The organism is Micromonospora sp. WMMD734 (assembly GCF_049178975.1).
Lineage (GTDB): Bacteria > Actinomycetota > Actinomycetes > Mycobacteriales > Micromonosporaceae > Micromonospora > Micromonospora wenchangensis.
Genome location: NZ_JBMHMK010000001.1, coordinates 5193800 through 5212066, shown reverse-complemented (window position 1 = coordinate 5212066; position 18267 = coordinate 5193800). Strand labels below are relative to the sequence as shown.

Genomic DNA, 18267 nt, shown 5'->3' with positions numbered 1-18267 from the left:
GGCCCGGTGGCCCGGTGGCCCGGTGGCCCGGTGGCCCGGTGGCCCGGTGGCCCGGTGGCCCGGTGGCCCGGTGGCCCGGTGGCCCGGTGGCCCGGTGGCCCGGTGGTCCGGGTGATTCGGTGAGGTCATCAGCTCGAAAGGACGCGACCTCGATAGTTTGTCCCCAGCTCCAGCGGGTTTCCACAGGGTTATCCACAGCCCCGGGTGGGGCTGTTGAAACCGTGTCGACGCAACGGGAGCATGGCGGGGTGACGACGGAGGAAGCCCCGCTGGCCGACCTGGGCCGGACGGTTCGGGCACTGCGCCGCGAGGCCGACCTGAGCCAGCGGGAGCTGGCCCGGCGTTCAGGGGTGCCCCAGGCGACCATTGCCCGGATCGAGTCCGGCAGGGCGACCGACCCACGGTTCCACACGGTCGAGCGACTGGTGCGGGCGGTCGGCGGGACCCTGACGGTCGCACTGCCGGGCAGGCCAGCGTCGACGGCGGGCCCGACCACGATCCCGACCGCTGCCCCGACCGCTGCCCCGACCGCAGCCCCGAACGAAGTCTCGATCACGGCGTCGGCCACCGAGGTGACCTGCTCGCTCCCGCCGGTGCCGCACGATGATCTGCGGGACACCGCCGGGCGGCGCTATCCGGCCCACCTCGACGTCTGGCCGGTGCGGGAGCCGAAGGACTGGCCGGGTGCCTGGTGGGCGGACTGGTACAACCTGCCGCCCCCGCTCTGGCCGCTGCGGTTGCCGCCGGCGGCGTACGAACGGAACCGGGGGTACCGGGACCGGCGGCGGGCGGCGGAGCGGGTGCGTCGGGACACCAGGGTCCGGTGGGTGGAGGGTGACGGGCGGCCGGCGACGGCCTGGCGGTTCGTGGCCGAGTTGCCCGACGGCACCCTCCTGGGGGAGCTGCGCGCCCACGAGCGTGACCTGCGCCTGGCCCATGGGGACGACTGGGACTGGCCGCGTGAACTCGTACTCGACGGGGTGCTGGTCGCGGCCGGGCACCGCCGGATCGGCATCGGTGCCCGGCTGATGGTGGCCATGGCGCAGCGGATGGACGAGACGGGCATCGGCCTGGTCCACACGGTGGTCGAGAACCACATCGCCATCCGCTTCCTGTCGGCCTGCGGTTTCCGGGTCGCGTCCGCTCGTCCCCTCGCCATGACCCTGGAACGCCCGGCCGGCCCCGCGCCCCGGCCATCCCGTCCGCTATAGCCCGCCCCGTCGGCCATAGCCCGCCCCGACCGCCGTAGCCACCCGGCCGTCGCCCCGGGTGCGCCTCAGGACAGCGCGCGGGCCGCCTCGGTCAGGGCGGTGAACGCCTCCCGCATCCGCCACCCGTCGCGGTCCCGGGGACCGACCGGGTTCGAGACGGTACGCAGCTCGGCGAAGGGGAGGCCGGCCTGCGTGGCGGCGACCGCCACGGCGTACCCCTCCATGGCCTCGGCCACCGCGTCGGGGTGCCGGTCGGCGAGGATGGCGGTGCTCGCGGCGGTGCCGGTGACCGTGCTGACCGTCAGCACCGCCCCGACGACCGCCTGCGGGAGGGCGGAGCGCAACGCGTGAAGCAGCGCCGGGTCGACGTCGATGGTGGGGCCGCCGCCGAGCAGTTCCGGGGGCATGCCCAGTTCGTCGACGGGGATGAAGCCCGTCGGGGATTCGGCCCCGAGGTCAGCGGCGACGCTGCGGGAGGCGAGCACCGTGGCGCCGACCGGGGCGCGGCCGGCGAAACCGCCGGCGATCCCGGCGCTGACCACGGCTCGGTACGGGCGGCCGGCGGCCTCGGCCAGAGCCAGCATCCGGGCGGTGGTGGCGCCGGCCACGGCGGGGCCGACGCCCAGCGCCCGGACGGTGACCGTCGGGTCGGTCAGCCCGGCCCGGACGGCCTCCGCCTCGGCCGGCACGGCGGTCAGCACCAGCAGACCCGTCACGGCACCGACCCCGGCGACTGCCGCCGCTCGTCGTCGACGCCGCTGCCCGGGACGGCTGACGACGGCCGGTAGATGTGGTAGCCGGGCGGGGCCAGCCCGTCGCCGGAACGCCCGGGGTCGCCCGCTCCGCTCGGTGCCGGTGAGGTCGGTGCGGCACGGGCCGCCGCCTCGGCCGCCGCGTCGTCGGCGGCCCCGTCCGTACCGTCGCCCGGGTCGGTCGGGTCGGCGGGGTCGCGGCGGGCGCGACGGGCCGCGGTGGCGGCATCGTCGGCCTGGTCCTGGGCGGCCAGTTCCTCGTCGGTCAGCGGCCGGCCGAGCAGCCGCTGGGCGCGGAGCCGACCGGCGACGACGACCCCCCGGACGGCGGCGAGGACACCCACCCCGGCGGCGACCGCGATGCCGATCCGGCCCTCGAACGGGACGAGACCGAGCCCGCCTCCGGCGACGAAGGCGAGCATCAGGACGGTTTCCGAGTGGGCGAAGGAACTGGCCCGCAGCCGTTCGGGAATCCGTTCCTGGATCGAGGCGTCGACGGCCAGCTTGGCTATCCCGCTGGACAGGGCGGCGACCAGGCAGAACAGCGCCACCATGGGCAGTGAGAACTTCAACACGGTCAGGATGCCCACCCCGGCCACGATGATCATCGTGCTGGACTGGATCGCCGCCGGCCGGTGGATGCGCAGCCGGGTGCCGACCGCGGTGGCCAGGAAACCGCCGACCGCCAGCGCGCCACCGATCAGACCCAGCGCCGCCTGGTCGTTGAGCTCCCGGCCGAACAGGTCGTTGGTCAGGTCCCCCTTCTTCAGCGCGAACGCCAGGAAGAGCAGGAGGAAGCCGTAGAGCGCGCGGAGCCCTGCCGCCCCGATCAGGGTGGCGATCACCAGCCGGCCCGCCGGCCGCCCCCGGCCCAGCGGACGGTCGCCCTTGCGGCGCAGTGCCCGCAGCGGCCGGGGCACCCGCTCGGGCGGCTCCGAGTCCGCCCGGGGTGGCAGCCGCAGCGCGATCACCATGCCGACCAGGAAGATGACCGAGGCGACCCGCAGCGGCCACTGCGGCCCCAACCAGAATGCCGCCAGTCCCAGCGGGGCCACCAGTGCCCCGGCCACCGTGCCGTAGACGCTGGCCCGCGCCCCCACCTGGGACAACCCGAGCCCTTCGGGCAGCAACCGGGGTACGGCGGCGGAGCGGGCCACCCCGTAGGCCCGGGAGAGCGCCAGCACGCCGAACGCCGCCGGATAGAGCCCGAGGCTGCCGAGGTAGTCGGAGATCAGCCAGGCGAGGAAGGCCCGGCCGAGCATGGTGGTGGCGAGAGCGTACCGGCGGCCGTGTCGGAAGTGGTCGAGCAGCGGGCCGACCACGGGAGCCAGCATGGCGAACGGCACCATCGTGACCAGCAGGTAGAGCGCGACCTTGCTGCGGGCCTCGCCGAGCGGGACGTCGAAGAAGATGGTCCCGGCCAGCCCGATGGCGATCAACGTGTCGCCGGCGCAGGAGACGGCGTGCAGGTCGAACAGGCGGACCATGCCGGCCTCGCCGCCGGCACCCCGGGCGCGGGCCGAGCCGGCGCGGCGGGTCACCCAGCGTCCGCCGCTGACCGAGCCGCGCAGCAGCAGGCGGGTGGCACGGATGCCGGTGCCGACGGTCCGTCCCAGTACGGACGACCCGGAGCGGGAGAACAGCGGCATGTGCACCATCCTTGCCCATCTGCTCCAGGTACGCCGCACCACGGGGAAGACTCACTCGGGGAGTGCCTGTCGGTGCGCGGCGCGCATGGGGAACAATGGTCGGGTGACCAGGCCCGCTCCCGCCCGTGCCGCCCGCCTCGACCAGGTCTGCGCCGCCGCCGTCGAGGTGGCCCGCGACGCCATCACCGAGGTGGAGCCCACCGACGTCGGCGACCACCTGCGGGCCGTCGCCGAGGGCGACCGGGTCGTCACCCATTATTTCGAATGCCTGCTCGGTGGCTACCGGGGCTGGCGTTGGGCGGTGACGGTCACCCGGGTGCCGCGCAGCCGGCAGGTCACCGTCTGTGAGACGGTGCTGCTGCCCGGCTCCGACGCGCTGCTCGCGCCGGGCTGGCTGCCCTGGCAGGAACGGCTCCAGCCGGGTGACCTCGGCCCCGGTGACCTGCTGCCCACCCCGTCCGACGACGACCGGCTCGCCCCCGGCTACCTGCTCTCCGACGACCCGGCGGTCGAGGAGACCTCCTGGGAGCTGGGCCTGGGCCGCCCCCGGGTGCTGTCCCGGGAGGGCCGGGCCGAGGCGGCCCAACGCTGGTACGACGGCGACCATGGTCCGTCGGCGGCGATCTCCACCGCCGCCCCCGCGTCGGCCCGCTGCGGCACCTGCGGCTTCTACCTGCCGCTCGCCGGTGCGCTCCGGCTGGCGTTCGGGGCCTGCGGCAACTTCTACGCCCCGGACGACGGTCGGGTGGTCAGCGCCGACCACGGTTGCGGCGCGCACTCGGAGACCCTGGTGGAGACTCCCGAGCCGGCGATCGACGAGCTTCCGACGGTGTACGACGACAGCGCGGTCGAGTCGATGACGGTGGACGGCGCGTCCCCGGCCGACGGGCCCGCGCCTGTGGAGTCGCCCGACCCCGCCTGACCAGCTACCGGTCAGCCCCGGGGGTGGATTGCCGTCGGCGGCGGCGGTGGGCGTCGTGCCGCATCATCGTGGCCAGACCGGGAAAGCCCCACAGGAACCCGGCCAGGCAGGTCCAGAGCCAGTCCTGGTGACCGTGTTCGGTGAGCCAGTCACGGAAGAAGACCAGCAGGAACAGGCCGGCAACCGCCCAGGCGATCAGCCCGGCCACCGCGAACGGGACCATCGGCGGGTCGAGGGGCTCGGGTCGGGGTGGTTGCTCCTGCGGCACGGGCAGAAGCGTACCGCGAAGTACTTTCCCGGCCCGCCGCTGATCTGGGACGATGCGCGCGACAACGGTAGATCATTAGCGAGGACCTGATGGCCATTGCGCCGCCGGACAACGGCATTCCCTCTGATCCCGCTCAACCCCGGAACGGTTTCGACCGGTTCTTCGAGGTCTCCGCCCGTGGCTCGACGATGAGCCGCGAGGTACGCGGTGGCCTGGCGACCTTCTTCACGATGGCGTACATCGTGGTACTGAACCCGCTGATCCTGGGCGGGGCCGCCGACGGTGACGGCAAGAAGCTCTCGATTCCCGCCCTGGCCGCCGCGACCGCGCTGGTGGCGGGCCTGATGACGATCCTGATGGGGGTCGTCGGGCGGTTCCCGATGGCGTTGGCCGCCGGTCTGGGGGTGAACGCGCTCGTCGCGTTCGAGATCGCCCCGCAGATGACCTGGGCGGACGCGATGGGGCTGGTGGTGATCGAGGGTGTGCTCATTGCGATCCTCGTGCTCACCGGCCTGCGTACGGCGGTGTTCCGTTCGGTCCCGACGCAGCTCAAGACCGCGATCGGGGTCGGCATCGGGTTGTTCCTGACCATCATCGGCCTGGTCGACGCCGGTTTCGTCAGGCGGGTGCCGGACGCGGCGAACACCACCGTGCCGGTGGGGCTCGGCATCAACGGCAAGATCGTCAGCTGGCCGATGCTGGTCTTCGTGGTCGGCCTGCTGGTGACGCTGGTGCTGGTGGTGCGCCGGGTGCGCGGCGCGATCCTGATCGGCATCCTGGCCTCGACCGTGCTGGCGATCATCGTGGAGGCGGTCGCCAAGGTGGGTCCGTCGTTCGTCGACGGCAAGCCCAACCCGGACGGCTGGTCGTTGAACGTGCCGAAGCTGCCCGAGCGGATCGTGGACATCCCCGACCTGTCGTTGCTGGGCAACTTCAACGTGCTGGGGTCGTGGAGCCGGGCGGGTTGGTTGATCCCGCTGATGTTCGTCTTCACCCTGTTGATCACGGACTTCTTCGACACGATGGGCACGATGGTCGCGATCGGCCAGGAGGGGGACATGCTCGACGAGCAGGGCACCCCGCCCCGGGCGAAGGAGATCCTGCTGGTCGACTCGATCGCCGCGGCGGCGGGTGGCGCGGCGAGCGTCTCCAGCAACACGTCGTACATCGAGAGTGCCTCGGGGGTCGCGGAGGGTGCCCGGACCGGGGTGGCCAACCTGGTCGCCGGCGCCCTGTTCCTGCTGGCGATGTTCCTGTCGCCGCTGGCGACGGTGGTGCCGTTCGAGGCGGCCTCGACGGCGCTGGTGGTGGTCGGGTTCCTGATGATGACCGCGGTGCGGACCATCGACTGGACCGACTACGAGATCGCGATCCCGGCGTTCCTCACCATCACCCTGATGCCGTTCACCTACTCGATCTCCAACGGCATCGGCGCGGGCATCATCAGCTACGTGGTGCTCAAGCTGGCCAAGGGGAAGGCGCGGGAGGTCCATCCGCTGCTCTACGCGGTGGCGGTGCTCTTCGTGCTCTACTTCCTGCGTGGACCGATCGAGTCCGCGGTGCTGTAGTCCCGGCGTCGGTCTCCGGGCCGGGTGACCCGTCGGGGTTGCCCGGCCCGGGGCGGCGGCATTCCCCCTCGTGAGCATGGTCATATGGCATGTCATTAGCCAGGCTCATTAGTTAGGCTAACGACTGTGACGGAGCGGACGGTGACGGCGAACCGCGTGCCACCGGCGCAGCTGGCACCCCAGCTGCGTGATGCGATCACCCGACTCAACCGGCGGGTCCGGCAGGCCCGCCCGGTCGGCGACCTGACGGTCACCCAGCTCTCCGCGCTCACCAGCCTCCGGCTGGCGGGCGCGCTGACGCCCCGGGAGCTGGCCGACGTCGAACGGGTCCAGCCACCGACGATGACCAAGATCGTCGCGAAGCTGGAGGAGCGCGGCCTGGTGCAGCGCACCCCCCACCCGACCGACGGCCGGCAGGTCATCCTGGCGGCCACCGAGTCAGGCCGGGCCGTGCTCGACCAGTTCGAACGGGCCCGCAACGAGTGGCTGGCCAGCCGGCTGGCCGCGCTCACGGAGGACGAACGCGACACGCTACGGCGGGCCGCCGAGATCCTCCAGCAGCTCGCCCGCGCCTGACGCCCCACCGGGTCCGCGCCGTCCGCCGTCGATGACGCGTACGCGACCCGAGGAGGCGCACCAAGAGTGCAGGCGAAGCTGAGCACGATGTTCCAGTCCCTACGAGTCCGCAACTACCGACTCTTCGCCACCGGACAGCTGGTCAAACTGATCGGCGTCTGGATGATGTTCATCGCCCAGGACTGGCTCGTCCTTGAGCTTTCGGACAACTCGGCCACCGCGCTCGGCGTGGTGACCGCCCTGCAGTTCACCCCGGTGCTGCTGCTCACGCTGCTCTCCGGCCGCCTCGCCGACCGGTACGACAAGCGGATGCTGCTCTTCGTCGCCAACTCCGTCTGGACGGTGCTGGCGTTGGGGATGAGCCTCCTGGTGCTCACCGGCCTGGTCGAGCTGTGGCACGTCTTCGCGTTCGCCGCCCTGCTCGGCACCGCCAACGCGGTGGAGACCCCGGTCCGGCAGGCGTTCGTCAGCGAACTCGTCGGCACCACCCTGCTGCCCAACGCGCTCTCCCTCAACGCGGCCGTGTTCAACTCGGCCCGGATCATCGGCCCCGCCGTCGCCGGGCTGGCCATCGCCGCGTTCGACGTCGGCCCGGTCTTCCTGTTCACCGCCGTCAGCTCCATCGCCCCGCTGGCCAACGTGGTCCGGATGCGCCCGGCCGAGCTGTACCGCAAGGAACTTCCGCCGCTCGGCGAGCGGGACTCGGCGAAGGTCGTCGACGGGCTGCGCTACGTCCGTAGCCGCCCCGACCTGCTGCTGCCGATGGTGGTCATGTCGGTGATCGGGATGTCGCTGTTCAACTTCCAGCTCACCCTCGCCGCGCTGGCCAAGACGGTGTTCCACACCGGGGCCGCCTCGTTCGGCCTGTTCAGCACCGCACTGGCGGTCGGCGCGCTGGTCGGGGCGCTCGCCGGCACCGGTCGGCGCAGCCGTCCCTCGGTCTGGCTGGTGCTCGGCGCGGCCGTCGGCTGCGCGGCCTTCGGCACCCTGGTCGGCCTCGCCCCGGCGTACTGGCTGGTGGTGACCCTGCTCCTGCCGACCGGCTTCTTCATGGTCTTCTTCGCCCAGGCGGCCAACCAGCGGGTGCAGCTCGGCACCGACGCCGCCTTCCGGGGCCGGGTGATGGCGCTGTGGGTGCTGGTGTTCCTGGGCACCAACCCGGTCGGCGCGCCGATCATCGGCTGGGTCGCCGAGACCTTCGGCGCCGGGGCGAGCATCTGGATGGGTGGGCTCATCTCCCTGGCCACCGCCCTGCTCGCGCTCACCTGGCAACTGCGGCGCTCCGGTGCTCGGCTGCGCTTCCGGGTGCTGCCGATGCCGCGTTTCTACGTGGTGCCCGGCCCCCGTCTGCTCACCCCCGGCGGGCGGTGAGCGGTGCCGCCGCCCGGTGGCGGACACGCACAGCGTTCAGATAGCAACAAAGCGGTGGCGCGCGGGCCCGCCGGGCCTTAGCGTCGAGGTGTGGCAGGCGGGAGCGCGCTGACGCTGGTAATGGCGTTCCTCGCCATGGCATGCCTGCCGGCGGCGTTCGCCCTGGTCTTCTGCTATGACGAGATCCTCGACCGGGTGGCCTGCGGGTGGGCCGAGTGGCGGGAACGCCGCCGGGAACGCCGCACCATCGCCCGGCTCGACCGGGCCCTCGCCACCGACCCGGTCACCCGCGACCTCGACCTGACCGAGCTGGACCGGGCCGACCGCCGTCCCCTCGAACTCCTCGCCGCCGACCTGCGCCGGCTCGGCCGCCACCGGCTCGCCGCAGGCGGCCGTTCGGTGGTCTGGCACAGCTCGGTGATCGAGGCGTACGACGACCGGCTCCGCGCGGCCTGCCGGGCACTGGGGATCCCCGAGCACCTGGCCGAGCTGACCGGGGTCGACCGGGAGATCGAACGGGTCCGGGTCGAAGGGCTGCTCGCCGGGGCGGGCCTCGCGTTGCCGGCCACCCGCGCCGACCGCCGCCCCCGCGACCGGCGGGCGTGAGACTCTTCGTCGCGGTCTACCCGCCGCCGTCCGTCGTCGCCGACGTGACCGCCCGGGTGGCCCGGCTGCGGGTGGGTGCGGCCACCGCCGCCGGCCTCGACATACGCCTGGCGCAGCCGGCGCACCTGCACGTCACGCTGGCCTTCCTCGGTGAGGTGGCACCCGGTCGACTGCCCGAGGTCCAGGGTGCCCTCGCAGCGGCGGCCGGGACCGCCCGGGCCGGCTGGGACGGCCCGCCCCGGTTGCGGCTGGGCGGTGGGGGCTGCTTCGGCCAGGGCCGCTCCACGGTGCTCTGGGTGGACGTGCTGGGGGAGGTGTCGGCGCTGCGTACCCTGGCCCGGCTGATCCGCGCCGAGCTGGACCGGGCCGGCCTGCCGTACGACGGGAAGCCGTTCCGCCCGCACCTGACGGTGGCCCGCCCCGGGGACCGGCTCACCCCGTCCGAGGTGGAGGCCGACCGGCTCGCCCTCGACGCCCACCTCGGCCCGCCCTGGCCCGCCACCGACCTGGTGCTGGTCCACAGCCGCCCCGGCCCCCACCACACCCACCTGACCAGCTGGCCGCTCTGACCTGCCCGGACGCCCGCGCGCAACCGGGGGCGACACAGCGGTGTCCGAGTCACCCGGACCCCGCCACGCCGCCCCCGTTGAGTTGATCACGGGTCGGGCCGGCGGCCCGTCAGACCAGGGTCACCAGGCCCATGCCTCCGGGCCGGGGCCGCCGTTGCCGACCGGTGGGAACAGCTCGTCGAGCCGCTGCTCCGTCGCCTCGTCGATCTGCACCGAGAGCGCCCCCAGGGTGTTGTCGAGCTGCGCCACCGTACGCGGGCCGATGATCGGGGCGGTCACCCCGGGCCGGGAGAGCAGCCAGGCCAACGCCACGTCGGCCGGGTCCTGACCCAACTCCGCGCAGAACTTCTCGTACGCCTCGATGGCCGGCCGGTGCGCGGCGAGCCCGTCGGCGGCGCGGCCGGCGGTGCCCCGCGCGGCCCCGCCCTCGGCCATCTTGCGCAGCACTCCGGAGAGCAGCCCGCCGTGCAGCGGCGACCACGGGATGACCCCCAGCCCGTAGTGCTGCGCGGCCGGGATCACCTCCAGCTCGACGTGTCGGGTGAGCAGGTTGTAGATGGACTGCTCGGCGACCAGACCGAGGAAGTTGCGCTTCCCGGCGGCGGCCTGCGCCTGGGCGATGTGCCAACCGGCGAAGTTGGACGATCCGACGTAGATCACCTTGCCCTGCGCGACCAGGGTCTCCATCGCCTGCCAGATCTCCTCCCACGGGGTGCTCCGCGAGACGTGGTGCATCTGGTAGAGGTCGATCACGTCGGTCTGGAGCCGACGCAGCGAGTCCTCACAGGCCCGGACGATGTGCCGGGCGCTCAGGCCCTGGTCGTTGGGCCACTCGCTCATCTTGCCGTAGACCTTGGTGGCCAGGACGACCCGGTCCCGCCGGCCGCCGCCCTGGGCGAACCAGCGGCCGATGATCTGCTCGGTGATCCCCTCGCCGGTCTGCCAGCCGTACACGTTGGCGGTGTCGAAGAAGTTGATGCCGTGTTCGAGCGCCCGGTCCATGATGGCGAAACTGTCCGGCTCGGACGTCTGCGGCCCGAAGTTCATCGTGCCGAGGCAGAGCCGGCTCACCGACAGGCCGGTGCGTCCCAGATTCGTGTACTCCATGACCCCACCCTGACACGCGCGGCGGGACGCCGCCGGGCACTGCCAGGGTGGAGCCTCGGGTCAGGAGGACTCGCGGGCCGCCGGGCCGCTGCCGAAGAGGACGTCGTCCCAGCTCGGCAGGCGCTTACGCGGCTTGCCCGAGGCGTCCGTCGACTCGCCACCGGCGGCGGCTGCGGCCGTGCCGGTGCGACGCGGCCGGAGCACCGCCAGCGACGGCACGGCCGGGACCTCCTTCGGCGCGTCCGAATCGTCGTCGAAGGCGGAACCCTGCCCACCGCCGAGCAGCGCGGCGGCGCCACCGCCGACGGCCCGCTGCCGGGGGGCGTCGGCACCGGCCAGCGCGGCCGGGGACCGCGGGTCGAGACCCCGCCCCGAGGTGCCGCCGAGCGGACGGTCCAGCGAGGCCAGCAACGCGTCCCGGCCGGCCCGGATCGGGTCCCGGCCCGGTCGGGCCTGCTCGCTGGCGGCCGGCAGGCCGTGCCCGCCCCGGCTCGGCTCACCACGCGACGGGCCGGGCAGCGCGTGACCGCCCCGCTCCGGTGCCGGCTCCTGGCCGAGGATCGGCATGGGACGCTCGGCGCACAGGTACTGCGCCATGTCGTCGTGCGGGGTGACGTTCTGCCGGAGCTTGTCGAGGTCCCAGACGGCCTGCGCGGTGGCCTTGCCCGACGGCCAGGTGGCGATGATCCGCCAGGTGCCGTCGTCGCGCCGGAAGGCGTCCCAGGAGATCTTCTCGGTGTCGATACCGTGCTGGGCCAGCCGGCCGTTGACCACCTCGGCCAGCGGGGTTGCCTTCTCGGCGCCCTTGAGCCGGGTGCGCCGGGCGTGCTGGGCGAGCATGGCCCGTTCCTGGAGCACCGGGCCGGCGTAGCGCAGCACCCGGTCGACGGGCACGCCGGCGATCCGGGCGACGTCCTCGGCGGACTCGCCGGAGCGGATGCGGGCCTGGATGTCGCGGGGGGACAGCGACGGGGTCGGGTCGGCCCCGACCGGGACGACGGCGAGCGGCGGCGTGCCGGGCTCGGCGTGCAGCACGGTCGCGATGCGTTCGTCGATGGGGAGGGCGAGCAGGCGCCCGACCTCGTCGGCGAGCACCAGCGCCTGGCCGTCCTCGGAGAGGGCGACGAAGCGTACTGGGCGCATGGCGTAGCCTCCGTCCCGCTTCGCTGGCCGTCACGCCACGAGCCGGCCACCCGGGCGTCCTCGCACCACCGTACGCCCATCTGCCCACAGGTGGGGGAGGTGAATCCGCATGTCGCGACTGAGCTGCGGCAATGATCACAGTGGGTGGCCGCAGCAGCCGCTGCGACCACCCACCGTGACGGGTGTGATCAGAGCCGCTCGACCACGTAGTCGATCGCGGCGGTGAGCGCCTCCACGTCGGACGGCTCCACCGCCGGGAAGAGGGCGACCCGCAGCTGGTTGCGGCCGAGCTTGCGGTACGGCTCGGTGTCGACGATCCCGTTGGCCCGCAGCACCTTGGCGATCGCGGCGGCGTCGACCCCGTCGGCGAAGTCGACGGTGGCGACCACGTTGGAGCGCAGCGTCGGATCGGTGACGAACGGGGTGGCGAACCCGGACCGCTCGGCCCAGCCGTAGACGATCCCGGCGCTCTCGGCGGTGCGCTTGGCCGCCCAGCTCAGGCCGCCCTGCGAGTTCATCCAGTCGGTCTGCTCGGCGGCCAGGAAGATGGTCGCCAGCGCCGGGGTGTTGTAGGTCTGCTCCAGCCGCGAGTTGTCGATCGCGGTGACCAGGTCGAGGAAGGCCGGGATGTAGCGGCCCGAGCCCTTGATCTCGGCGGCCCGCTCCAGCGCGGCCGGCGACATCAGGGCCAGCCAGAGGCCGCCGTCGGAGCCGAAGCACTTCTGCGGGGCGAAGTAGTAGACGTCGGTCTCGCCGACGTTGACGTCCAGACCGCCGGCCCCGGAGGTGGCGTCGACCAGCAGCAGCGAGCCCGGGTCGGCGTCGGCGACCCGGCCGATCGGCACCGCGACACCGGTGGAGGTCTCGTTGTGCGGGGTGGCGTAGACGTCCACCCCGGCCTCGGCGACCAGGCTCGGCGCGCTGCCCGGCTCGGCCTTGCGCACGGTCGGCTCGCCGAGGAACGGCGCGTCCTTGACCGACTTCGCGAACTTCGCGCCGAACTCGCCGAAGCTGGCGAACTGGGCCCGGTCGCGGACCAGCCCGAACGTGGCGACCTCCCAGAAGGCGGTGGTGCCGCCGTTGCCGAGGACCACCTCGTAGCCCTCGGGGAGGGAGAAGAACTCGGCCAGGCCCCGGCGGAGCCGGGCGACCTCGGCCCGGACGGTCTGCTGCCGGTGCGAGGTGCCCAGGAAGGTGGTCGCCACGTCGGCGAGCGCGGAGACCGCCGCCGGACGTACCTTGGACGGCCCGCAGCCGAACCGCCCGTCGGCGGGCTTGATGTCGTCGGGAATCCGGATGGTCGGTGCGTCAGCCACGGTTTTCTCGATCCTTCCGCATGGGCGAGGGCGGGCCCTTCAACGGGCGCGGAGCCGCGCCGGACGTGCGCTGGCGCACGTCGTGGCCGGATCCGGGCCTGGTCCGGCGACACTGCCGGCCTTCATCCTCGCACCCGTGGCGGCCCGGATGCCGGCTGGTCCCAGGCCCGGGGCTGAGGCGTCGGACACACCGGGGGCGGTGGCCGGCGACGCGTCAGGGGCGTCGACCGGCCGGTCGACGCCCCTGCGCGGAGCGGGTGTGCTCAGACGCCGTGCGGGATAGCGTCCCAGCCCTCGACCTGCTGCGGCTTGCGGGTGCCCGGCCCGACGTAGCGGGCCGACGGCCGGACGAGCCGCTGGAGCTTCTTCTGCTCCAGGATGTGCGCCGACCAGCCGCCCATCCGGGCGCAGGTGAACATCGAGGTGAACATGTGCGCCGGCACCTCGGCGAAGTCGAGCACCACGGCCGACCAGAACTCGACGTTGGTGGCGAGGACCCGGTCCGGGCGGCGGGCCTGTAGCTCGGCCAGGGCGGCCTTCTCCAGCGCCTCGGCCACCTCGAAACGGGGTGCGCCCAGCTCCCGGGCGGTGCGCCGGAGCACCCGGGCGCGCGGGTCCTCGGCCCGGTAGACCCGGTGACCGAAGCCCATCAGCCGCTCGCCCCGGTCGAGGACGCCCTTGACGTAACCCTCGGCGTCGCCGCTGCGCTCGACGGCCTCCAGCATGGTGAGCACCCGCGACGGTGCGCCGCCGTGCAGCGGGCCGGAGAGCGCGCCGATGCCCGAGGAGATGCAGGCCGCCGCGTCGGCCCCGGTGGAGGCGACGATCCGGGCGGTGAAGGTGGAGGCGTTGAGGCCGTGCTCGGCGGCCGAGATGAAGTACGCGTCGACGGCCTTGACGTGCCGCGGGTCGGGCTCGCCGCGCCAGCGCTTCATGAACCGCTCGACGATCGTCTCCGCCTTGTCGATCTCCTTCTGCGGCACCGCCGGCAGGCCCAGCCCACGGGCGGACTGGGCGACGAAGGACAGCGCGGTGACCGAGACCCGGGCCAGGTCGGCACGGGCCTGGACGTCGGAGATGTCGAGCAGCTGACTGAGCCCCCAGTACGGCGCGAGCATGGCGACCGCGGACTGCACGTCGACGCGGATGTCGCCGGAGTGCACCGGCACCGGGAACGGCTCGGCGGGCGGTAGGCCGGGGCCGAAGCGGCCGTCGACCAGCAGGGCCCAGACGTTGCCGAAGGAGACCTGGCCGATCAGATCCTCGATGTCCACGCCCCGGTAGCGCAGCGCGCCACCCTCGCGGTCCGGTTCGGCGATCTCGGTCTCGAAGGCCACGACGCCTTCGAGGCCCGGTTTGAAGTCGGCCATGTCGTCTCCTGGCTTCTGGCTCGGTGCGCCCGTTACGGGCTTGGTCCGGCCCGGTACCTACGGCGACCCTCAGGGATGTCTTCTCGTCATCTTGCCTGGTGAGTAACCAAGCGCGCGACCCGCTGCGACTGTGCTGCACACGACATCCCCGCCGCTGGACGCCGGGGTCCGCTCCGTGAGACTGATCGGTGGGCCGACCGGCGTCGCCGGGACGCGGGACGGCCGGCATGAGGAGGACGACGTGACGGGCGACACACCCGCGCTGGCGGCCATGCGGCACGAATACGCCGCCGACCTGGGACTTTCCGAGCCGGATCTGGCCGCCGACTGGCCCACCCAGTTCGGCCGCTGGCTCGCCGACGCGGTCACCGCCGGCCTGCCCGAGCCGAACGCGATGGTCCTCGGCACCGCCGACGCCGCCGGCCGGCCCAGCGGCCGTACCGTGCTGCTCAAGGAGTACGACCCGCAGGGGTTCGTCTTCTTCACCAACCACGGCTCGCGCAAGGGCACCGAGCTGGCCGACAACCCGTGGGCCAGCCTGGTCTTCCCCTGGTTCGCGATGCAGCGGCAGGTGGTGGTGAGCGGTCGGGTGGAGCACGTCGACCGGCCCGGGACCGAGGCGTACTTCGCCTCCCGGCCGCGCGGCTCCCAGCTCGGGGCCTGGGCGAGCACCCAGTCGGCGGTGGTGCCGGACCGGGCCGCGCTCGAGGAGGCGTACCGGGAGGTGGCGGAGCGGTTCCCGGCCGGCACGCCGGTCCCGACGCCTCCGTACTGGGGTGGGTTCCGGGTCCGGCCGGAGACGGTGGAGTTCTGGCAGGGCCGGGCCGGGCGGCTGCACGACCGGCTGCGGTTCCGTCGGGCCGAGGGGGGCGACTGGGTCGTCGAGCGGCTGGCCCCGTGACCGCGGTCACACCGGCCCGGACGGGTCGGGCCCGCCGGTTGGCCATCGACCTGCGTCCGCTGCGGGTTCCCGCGTACCGCCGGATGTGGCTCGGCAACACGGTGGCGATGTTCGGGTTCCAGTTCACCGCGGTCGCCGTGCCGGTGGAGATGTACGCGCTGACCCGGGACTCGTTCTGGGTCGGGCTGCTCGGGGTGGCGGGTTTCCTGCCGCTGCTGGTCTTCGGCCTGTGGGGCGGGGCGGTGGCCGACGCCCGGGACCGGCGGCGGGTGCTGCTGGTCGGCTCGGCGCTGCTCTGGGTGTCGATGCTCGGCCTGCTCGGGCACGCGCTGTCCGGGATCGGCAGCCCGGTGCTGCTGCTGGCGCTGGTGACCGTGCACTCGATCGCGTTCGCGATCAGCTCGCCGGCCCGGTCGGCGATCCTGCCCCGGCTGCTCCCGCCCGAGCTGGTCCCGGCGGGCAGCACCCTGAACTACACCACCTTCACCGCCGCGTCGGTGGCCGGCCCGCTCGCCGCCGGCCTGGTCTTCGCCACCTTCGGCACCGACGCCGGGCTGCCGGTCGCCTACGCCGCCGACGCGCTGCTGTTCACCGCGCTGGTGGTGGCGACGGTACGGCTGCCCGCGATGCCCCCGGCCCCACCGACCGAGGGGGAGGTGCGCCGGGGTGGCCTGGCCGGCATCCTCGACGGGTTCCGCTACCTGGCCACCACGCCGGTGCTGCTCTCCTCGTTCGCCATCGACCTGATCGCGATGATCCTGGCCATGCCCCGGGCGCTCTTCCCCGAGGTGGCACAGGAACGGTTCGGCGGCGGGGCGGCGGTGGGCTGGCTCTACAGCGCCATCGCGATCGGCGCGATGCTGGGCGGCCTGACCTCCGGCTGGATCGGCCGGCTGCGGCGGCAGGGGCTCGCCCTGGTGGTGGCGGTGGTCGGCTGGGGGCTGGCCATCGCGGCGGCCGGGCTGGCCCGGCAGCTGTGGCTGGTGGTGCTGCTGCTCGCGGTGGCCGGGGCGGCGGACCTGGTCAGCGCGGTGCTGCGGCAGTCGATGCTGCTGGTCTACGCGCCGGACCGGATGCGCGGCCGGCTCCAGGGGGTGAACACGGTGGTGGTGGCCGGCGGGCCCCGACTGGGCGACCTGCGGGCCGGGGCGATGGCCGCCGGGTTCGGTGGCTCGGTCGCCTGGGTCGCCGGCGGGCTGCTCTCGGCCGGGTTGGCGGTGCTGCTGGTGGCGTGCTTCCCGGCCCTGCTGCGCTACCGGGCCGGCACGGTGACGGAGGACCGCAGCTGACCGCGCGCCCGGTGGGACGGGTGCGCCGGGTCCGGCGGGCCGGGCCGGGCACCGACTAAGGTCACGACATGGACAACGCTGCGCACCGCCCGCCCTCGGGGACACAGTGGACCATCGCCGCCGACGGCCACGAGGCCGTCATCGTCGAGGTCGGCGGCGGGGTACGGACCTACCGGCGGGACGGGGTCGACTACCTCGACGGGTACGCCGAGGACGAGATCAGCCCCGGTAGCGCCGGGCACGTGCTGGCGCCCTGGCCGAACCGGATCAGGGACGGGCAATACTCCTTCGGCGGCCGGTCGTTGCAGCTGGACCTGACCGAGCCGGCCCGGGGGGTCGCCCTGCACGGCCTGGTCAACTGGGTGCGCTGGCAGCCGGTCGAGGAATCGGCCGACGCGGTGACCCTCGGTTACGATCTGCCGCCGACCCCCGGCTACCCGTGGTCGCTGCGGCTGCGGACCCGGTGGAGTGTGGGGGTGGACGGGTTGCGCGGCGAGCACGAGGTGACCAACACCGGGGCCGAAGCCGCACCGTTCGGGTTCTCGGTGCACCCGTACCTGCGGCTGGCCGGGGTGGCGGTGGACGACCTGACGATGCGGTTGCCGGCCCGTAGCCGGCTCCAGGTCGACGCCCGGCTGCTGCCGATCGGGGCGACCCCGGTGGCCGGCACCGAGTACGACTGGACCACCGCCCGGCCGATCGGCGACGCGCAGCTCGACCTCTGCTTCGGCGACGTGATCCGGGACGACGACGGTGGTTCGTCGGTGACCCTGACCGCCCCGGACGACGCGGACGGGGTGCGCCTGTGGGCCGACCACCAGTTCGGCTGGTGGCAGGTCTTCACCGGGGACGCGTTGACCGGCGAGCGGCACCGTCGGTCGGTGGCGGTGGAGCCGATGACCTGCCCGCCGGACGCGTTCCGGTCCGGCCGGGACGTCATCGCGCTGGCCCCGGGGGAGACCTGGCGGGGCACCTGGGGCATCCGGCCCGGGGTCTGAGCATGGAGTTCGGCGAGGTGGTCAGGCGTCGCCGGATGGTGCGCAACTACGACCCGGACCGTCCGGTCCCGCCGGAGGTGGTGCAGCGGCTGCTGGACCACGCGGTCCGGGCGCCGTCGGCCGGCTTCGCCCAGGGCTGGGGTTTCCTGGTGCTGGAGGAGCCGGCGGACCGGGAGCGGTTCTGGACGGCGGCCACGCCCGGCGGTGGGGGGCGGGACCGGTGGCTGGCCGGGATGCGCCGGGCCCCGCTGATCGTGGTGCCGCACGCCAACCGCTCGGCCTACCTGGAGCGCTACGCCGAGCCGGACAAGGGCTGGGTGGACCGCTCGGAGGACCGCTGGCCGGTGCCCTACTGGTACGTCGACACCGGCTTCGCCGCGCTGCTGATGCTGCTCACCGCCGTGGACGAGGGGCTGGGGGCGTGCTTCTTCGGCATTCCACCGGACCGGTTGCCGGCGTACCGGGAGGCGTTCGGGGTGCCGGGGGAGTACCACCCGATCGGCGCGGTCACGGTAGGTTATCGGGCAGTCGACCATCGGTCGCCGTCGCTGCGGCGCGGGCGTCGGCCGGTGGACGAGGTGGTCCGGCGCGGCCGGTGGAGTTGATGCCGGTTCGTACCATCCGCAGCGGGTGCCGGGCTCACGGAAACCG

At 73.6% G+C, this 18267-nt stretch carries 18 protein-coding genes; 11 read left to right on the top strand and 7 right to left on the bottom strand.

The genetic code is table 11. From position 1 onward, the window contains the following. Nucleotides 1-248 precede the first annotated feature (248 nt). Nucleotides 249-1211, top strand: a complete 963-nt coding sequence (locus tag ACN267_RS22330; protein WP_421489574.1) for a GNAT family N-acetyltransferase — start codon at nt 249-251, stop codon at nt 1209-1211. 65 nt (nt 1212-1276) lie between these two features. Here ACN267_RS22330 and ACN267_RS22325 read toward each other — a convergent pair whose 3' ends face one another. Continuing rightward, nucleotides 1277-1927 carry a futalosine hydrolase gene (locus tag ACN267_RS22325; RefSeq protein ID WP_204958808.1) on the bottom strand — a complete coding sequence of 217 codons (651 nt, stop codon included), beginning with the start codon at nt 1925-1927 and terminating at the stop codon, nt 1277-1279. Further along, a complete protein-coding gene (locus ACN267_RS22320) occupies nt 1924-3612 on the bottom strand; it encodes an MFS transporter (RefSeq protein WP_421489573.1) in 1689 nt (562 codons plus the stop codon). The genes ACN267_RS22325 and ACN267_RS22320 overlap by 4 nt, the downstream gene beginning before the upstream one ends. Nucleotides 3613-3697: 85 nt before the next feature. On the opposite strand from ACN267_RS22320, the gene ACN267_RS22315 reads away from it, so the two are divergent. Beyond that, complete coding sequence (locus ACN267_RS22315; RefSeq protein WP_204958810.1) at nt 3698-4534, top strand: DUF3027 domain-containing protein; 837 nt, start codon at nt 3698-3700, stop codon at nt 4532-4534. A gap of 4 nt (nt 4535-4538) precedes the next feature. Here ACN267_RS22315 and ACN267_RS22310 read toward each other — a convergent pair whose 3' ends face one another. Beyond that, nucleotides 4539-4802 carry a DUF2530 domain-containing protein gene (locus tag ACN267_RS22310; protein WP_204958811.1) on the bottom strand — a complete coding sequence of 88 codons (264 nt, stop codon included), beginning with the start codon at nt 4800-4802 and terminating at the stop codon, nt 4539-4541. A gap of 89 nt (nt 4803-4891) precedes the next feature. Here ACN267_RS22310 and ACN267_RS22305 point away from each other — a divergent pair, with 89 nt between their 5' ends. The 5 genes from ACN267_RS22305 (at nt 4892) to thpR (ending at nt 9492) form a co-directional block, all read left to right on the top strand. Further along, nucleotides 4892-6370: an NCS2 family permease gene (locus ACN267_RS22305; protein WP_204958812.1), complete on the top strand. Its 1479-nt coding sequence runs from the start codon at nt 4892-4894 to the stop codon at nt 6368-6370. A gap of 126 nt (nt 6371-6496) precedes the next feature. Continuing rightward, nucleotides 6497-6946, top strand: coding sequence for a MarR family winged helix-turn-helix transcriptional regulator (locus tag ACN267_RS22300; RefSeq protein ID WP_204958813.1), 450 nt, complete (start codon nt 6497-6499; stop codon nt 6944-6946). Nucleotides 6947-7012: 66 nt separating this feature from the next. Further along, nucleotides 7013-8317, top strand: a complete 1305-nt coding sequence (locus tag ACN267_RS22295; RefSeq protein ID WP_204958814.1) for an MFS transporter — start codon at nt 7013-7015, stop codon at nt 8315-8317. 90 nt (nt 8318-8407) lie between these two features. Then, on the top strand, nt 8408-8923 hold the full coding sequence (locus ACN267_RS22290) for a hypothetical protein (protein WP_372445978.1): 516 nt from the start codon (nt 8408-8410) through the stop codon (nt 8921-8923). Beyond that, nucleotides 8920-9492, top strand: coding sequence for an RNA 2',3'-cyclic phosphodiesterase (gene thpR, locus ACN267_RS22285; protein WP_281900987.1), 573 nt, complete (start codon nt 8920-8922; stop codon nt 9490-9492). The genes ACN267_RS22290 and thpR overlap by 4 nt, the downstream gene beginning before the upstream one ends. A 120-nt stretch (nt 9493-9612) precedes the next feature. Here thpR and ACN267_RS22280 read toward each other — a convergent pair whose 3' ends face one another. The 4 genes from ACN267_RS22280 to ACN267_RS22265 form a co-directional block, all read right to left on the bottom strand. Then, complete coding sequence (locus ACN267_RS22280) at nt 9613-10599, bottom strand: aldo/keto reductase (protein WP_204958816.1); 987 nt, start codon at nt 10597-10599, stop codon at nt 9613-9615. 60 nt (nt 10600-10659) lie between these two features. Then, nucleotides 10660-11742 carry a septation protein SepH gene (gene sepH, locus ACN267_RS22275; RefSeq protein WP_204958817.1) on the bottom strand — a complete coding sequence of 361 codons (1083 nt, stop codon included), beginning with the start codon at nt 11740-11742 and terminating at the stop codon, nt 10660-10662. Between the two features lie 188 nt (nt 11743-11930). Next, on the bottom strand, nt 11931-13058 hold the full coding sequence (gene serC / locus ACN267_RS22270) for a phosphoserine transaminase (RefSeq protein ID WP_204958818.1): 1128 nt from the start codon (nt 13056-13058) through the stop codon (nt 11931-11933). Nucleotides 13059-13321: 263 nt separating this feature from the next. After that, a complete protein-coding gene (locus ACN267_RS22265; RefSeq protein WP_204958819.1) occupies nt 13322-14428 on the bottom strand; it encodes a citrate synthase 2 in 1107 nt (368 codons plus the stop codon). Between the two features lie 271 nt (nt 14429-14699). Between ACN267_RS22265 and pdxH the strand changes: the two genes are divergently transcribed. From pdxH to ACN267_RS22245, 4 genes are all read left to right on the top strand, one after another. Further along, entirely contained in the window at nt 14700-15329 is a 630-nt protein-coding gene (pdxH, locus tag ACN267_RS22260; protein WP_204958976.1) for a pyridoxamine 5'-phosphate oxidase, read from the top strand. After that, on the top strand, nt 15326-16618 hold the full coding sequence (locus ACN267_RS22255; protein WP_421489572.1) for an MFS transporter: 1293 nt from the start codon (nt 15326-15328) through the stop codon (nt 16616-16618). The genes pdxH and ACN267_RS22255 overlap by 4 nt, the downstream gene beginning before the upstream one ends. A gap of 68 nt (nt 16619-16686) precedes the next feature. Continuing rightward, nucleotides 16687-17616 (top strand): aldose 1-epimerase family protein, encoded by a 930-nt coding sequence (locus tag ACN267_RS22250; protein ID WP_281900982.1) that lies wholly within the window; start codon nt 16687-16689, stop codon nt 17614-17616. Between the two features lie 2 nt (nt 17617-17618). Beyond that, nucleotides 17619-18221: a nitroreductase family protein gene (locus tag ACN267_RS22245; RefSeq protein ID WP_204958822.1), complete on the top strand. Its 603-nt coding sequence runs from the start codon at nt 17619-17621 to the stop codon at nt 18219-18221. Nucleotides 18222-18267 lie beyond the last annotated feature (46 nt).

What these genes read in the sequence shown, in the direction of transcription:
- sepH (WP_204958817.1), bottom strand. Translation starts at nt 11,742, where the DNA reads ATGCGCCCAGTACGCTTCGTCGCCCTCTCCGAGGACGGCCAGGCGCTG.
- ACN267_RS22320 (WP_421489573.1), bottom strand. Translation starts at nt 3,612, where the DNA reads ATGCCGCTGTTCTCCCGCTCCGGGTCGTCCGTACTGGGACGGACCGTC.
- ACN267_RS22265 (WP_204958819.1), bottom strand. Translation starts at nt 14,428, where the DNA reads ATGGCCGACTTCAAACCGGGCCTCGAAGGCGTCGTGGCCTTCGAGACC.
- pdxH (WP_204958976.1), top strand. Translation starts at nt 14,700, where the DNA reads ATGCGGCACGAATACGCCGCCGACCTGGGACTTTCCGAGCCGGATCTG.
- ACN267_RS22305 (WP_204958812.1), top strand. Translation starts at nt 4,892, where the DNA reads ATGGCCATTGCGCCGCCGGACAACGGCATTCCCTCTGATCCCGCTCAA.
- ACN267_RS22280 (WP_204958816.1), bottom strand. Translation starts at nt 10,599, where the DNA reads ATGGAGTACACGAATCTGGGACGCACCGGCCTGTCGGTGAGCCGGCTC.
- ACN267_RS22315 (WP_204958810.1), top strand. Translation starts at nt 3,698, where the DNA reads ATGGGGAACAATGGTCGGGTGACCAGGCCCGCTCCCGCCCGTGCCGCC.
- ACN267_RS22250 (WP_281900982.1), top strand. Translation starts at nt 16,687, where the DNA reads ATGGACAACGCTGCGCACCGCCCGCCCTCGGGGACACAGTGGACCATC.
- ACN267_RS22245 (WP_204958822.1), top strand. Translation starts at nt 17,619, where the DNA reads ATGGAGTTCGGCGAGGTGGTCAGGCGTCGCCGGATGGTGCGCAACTAC.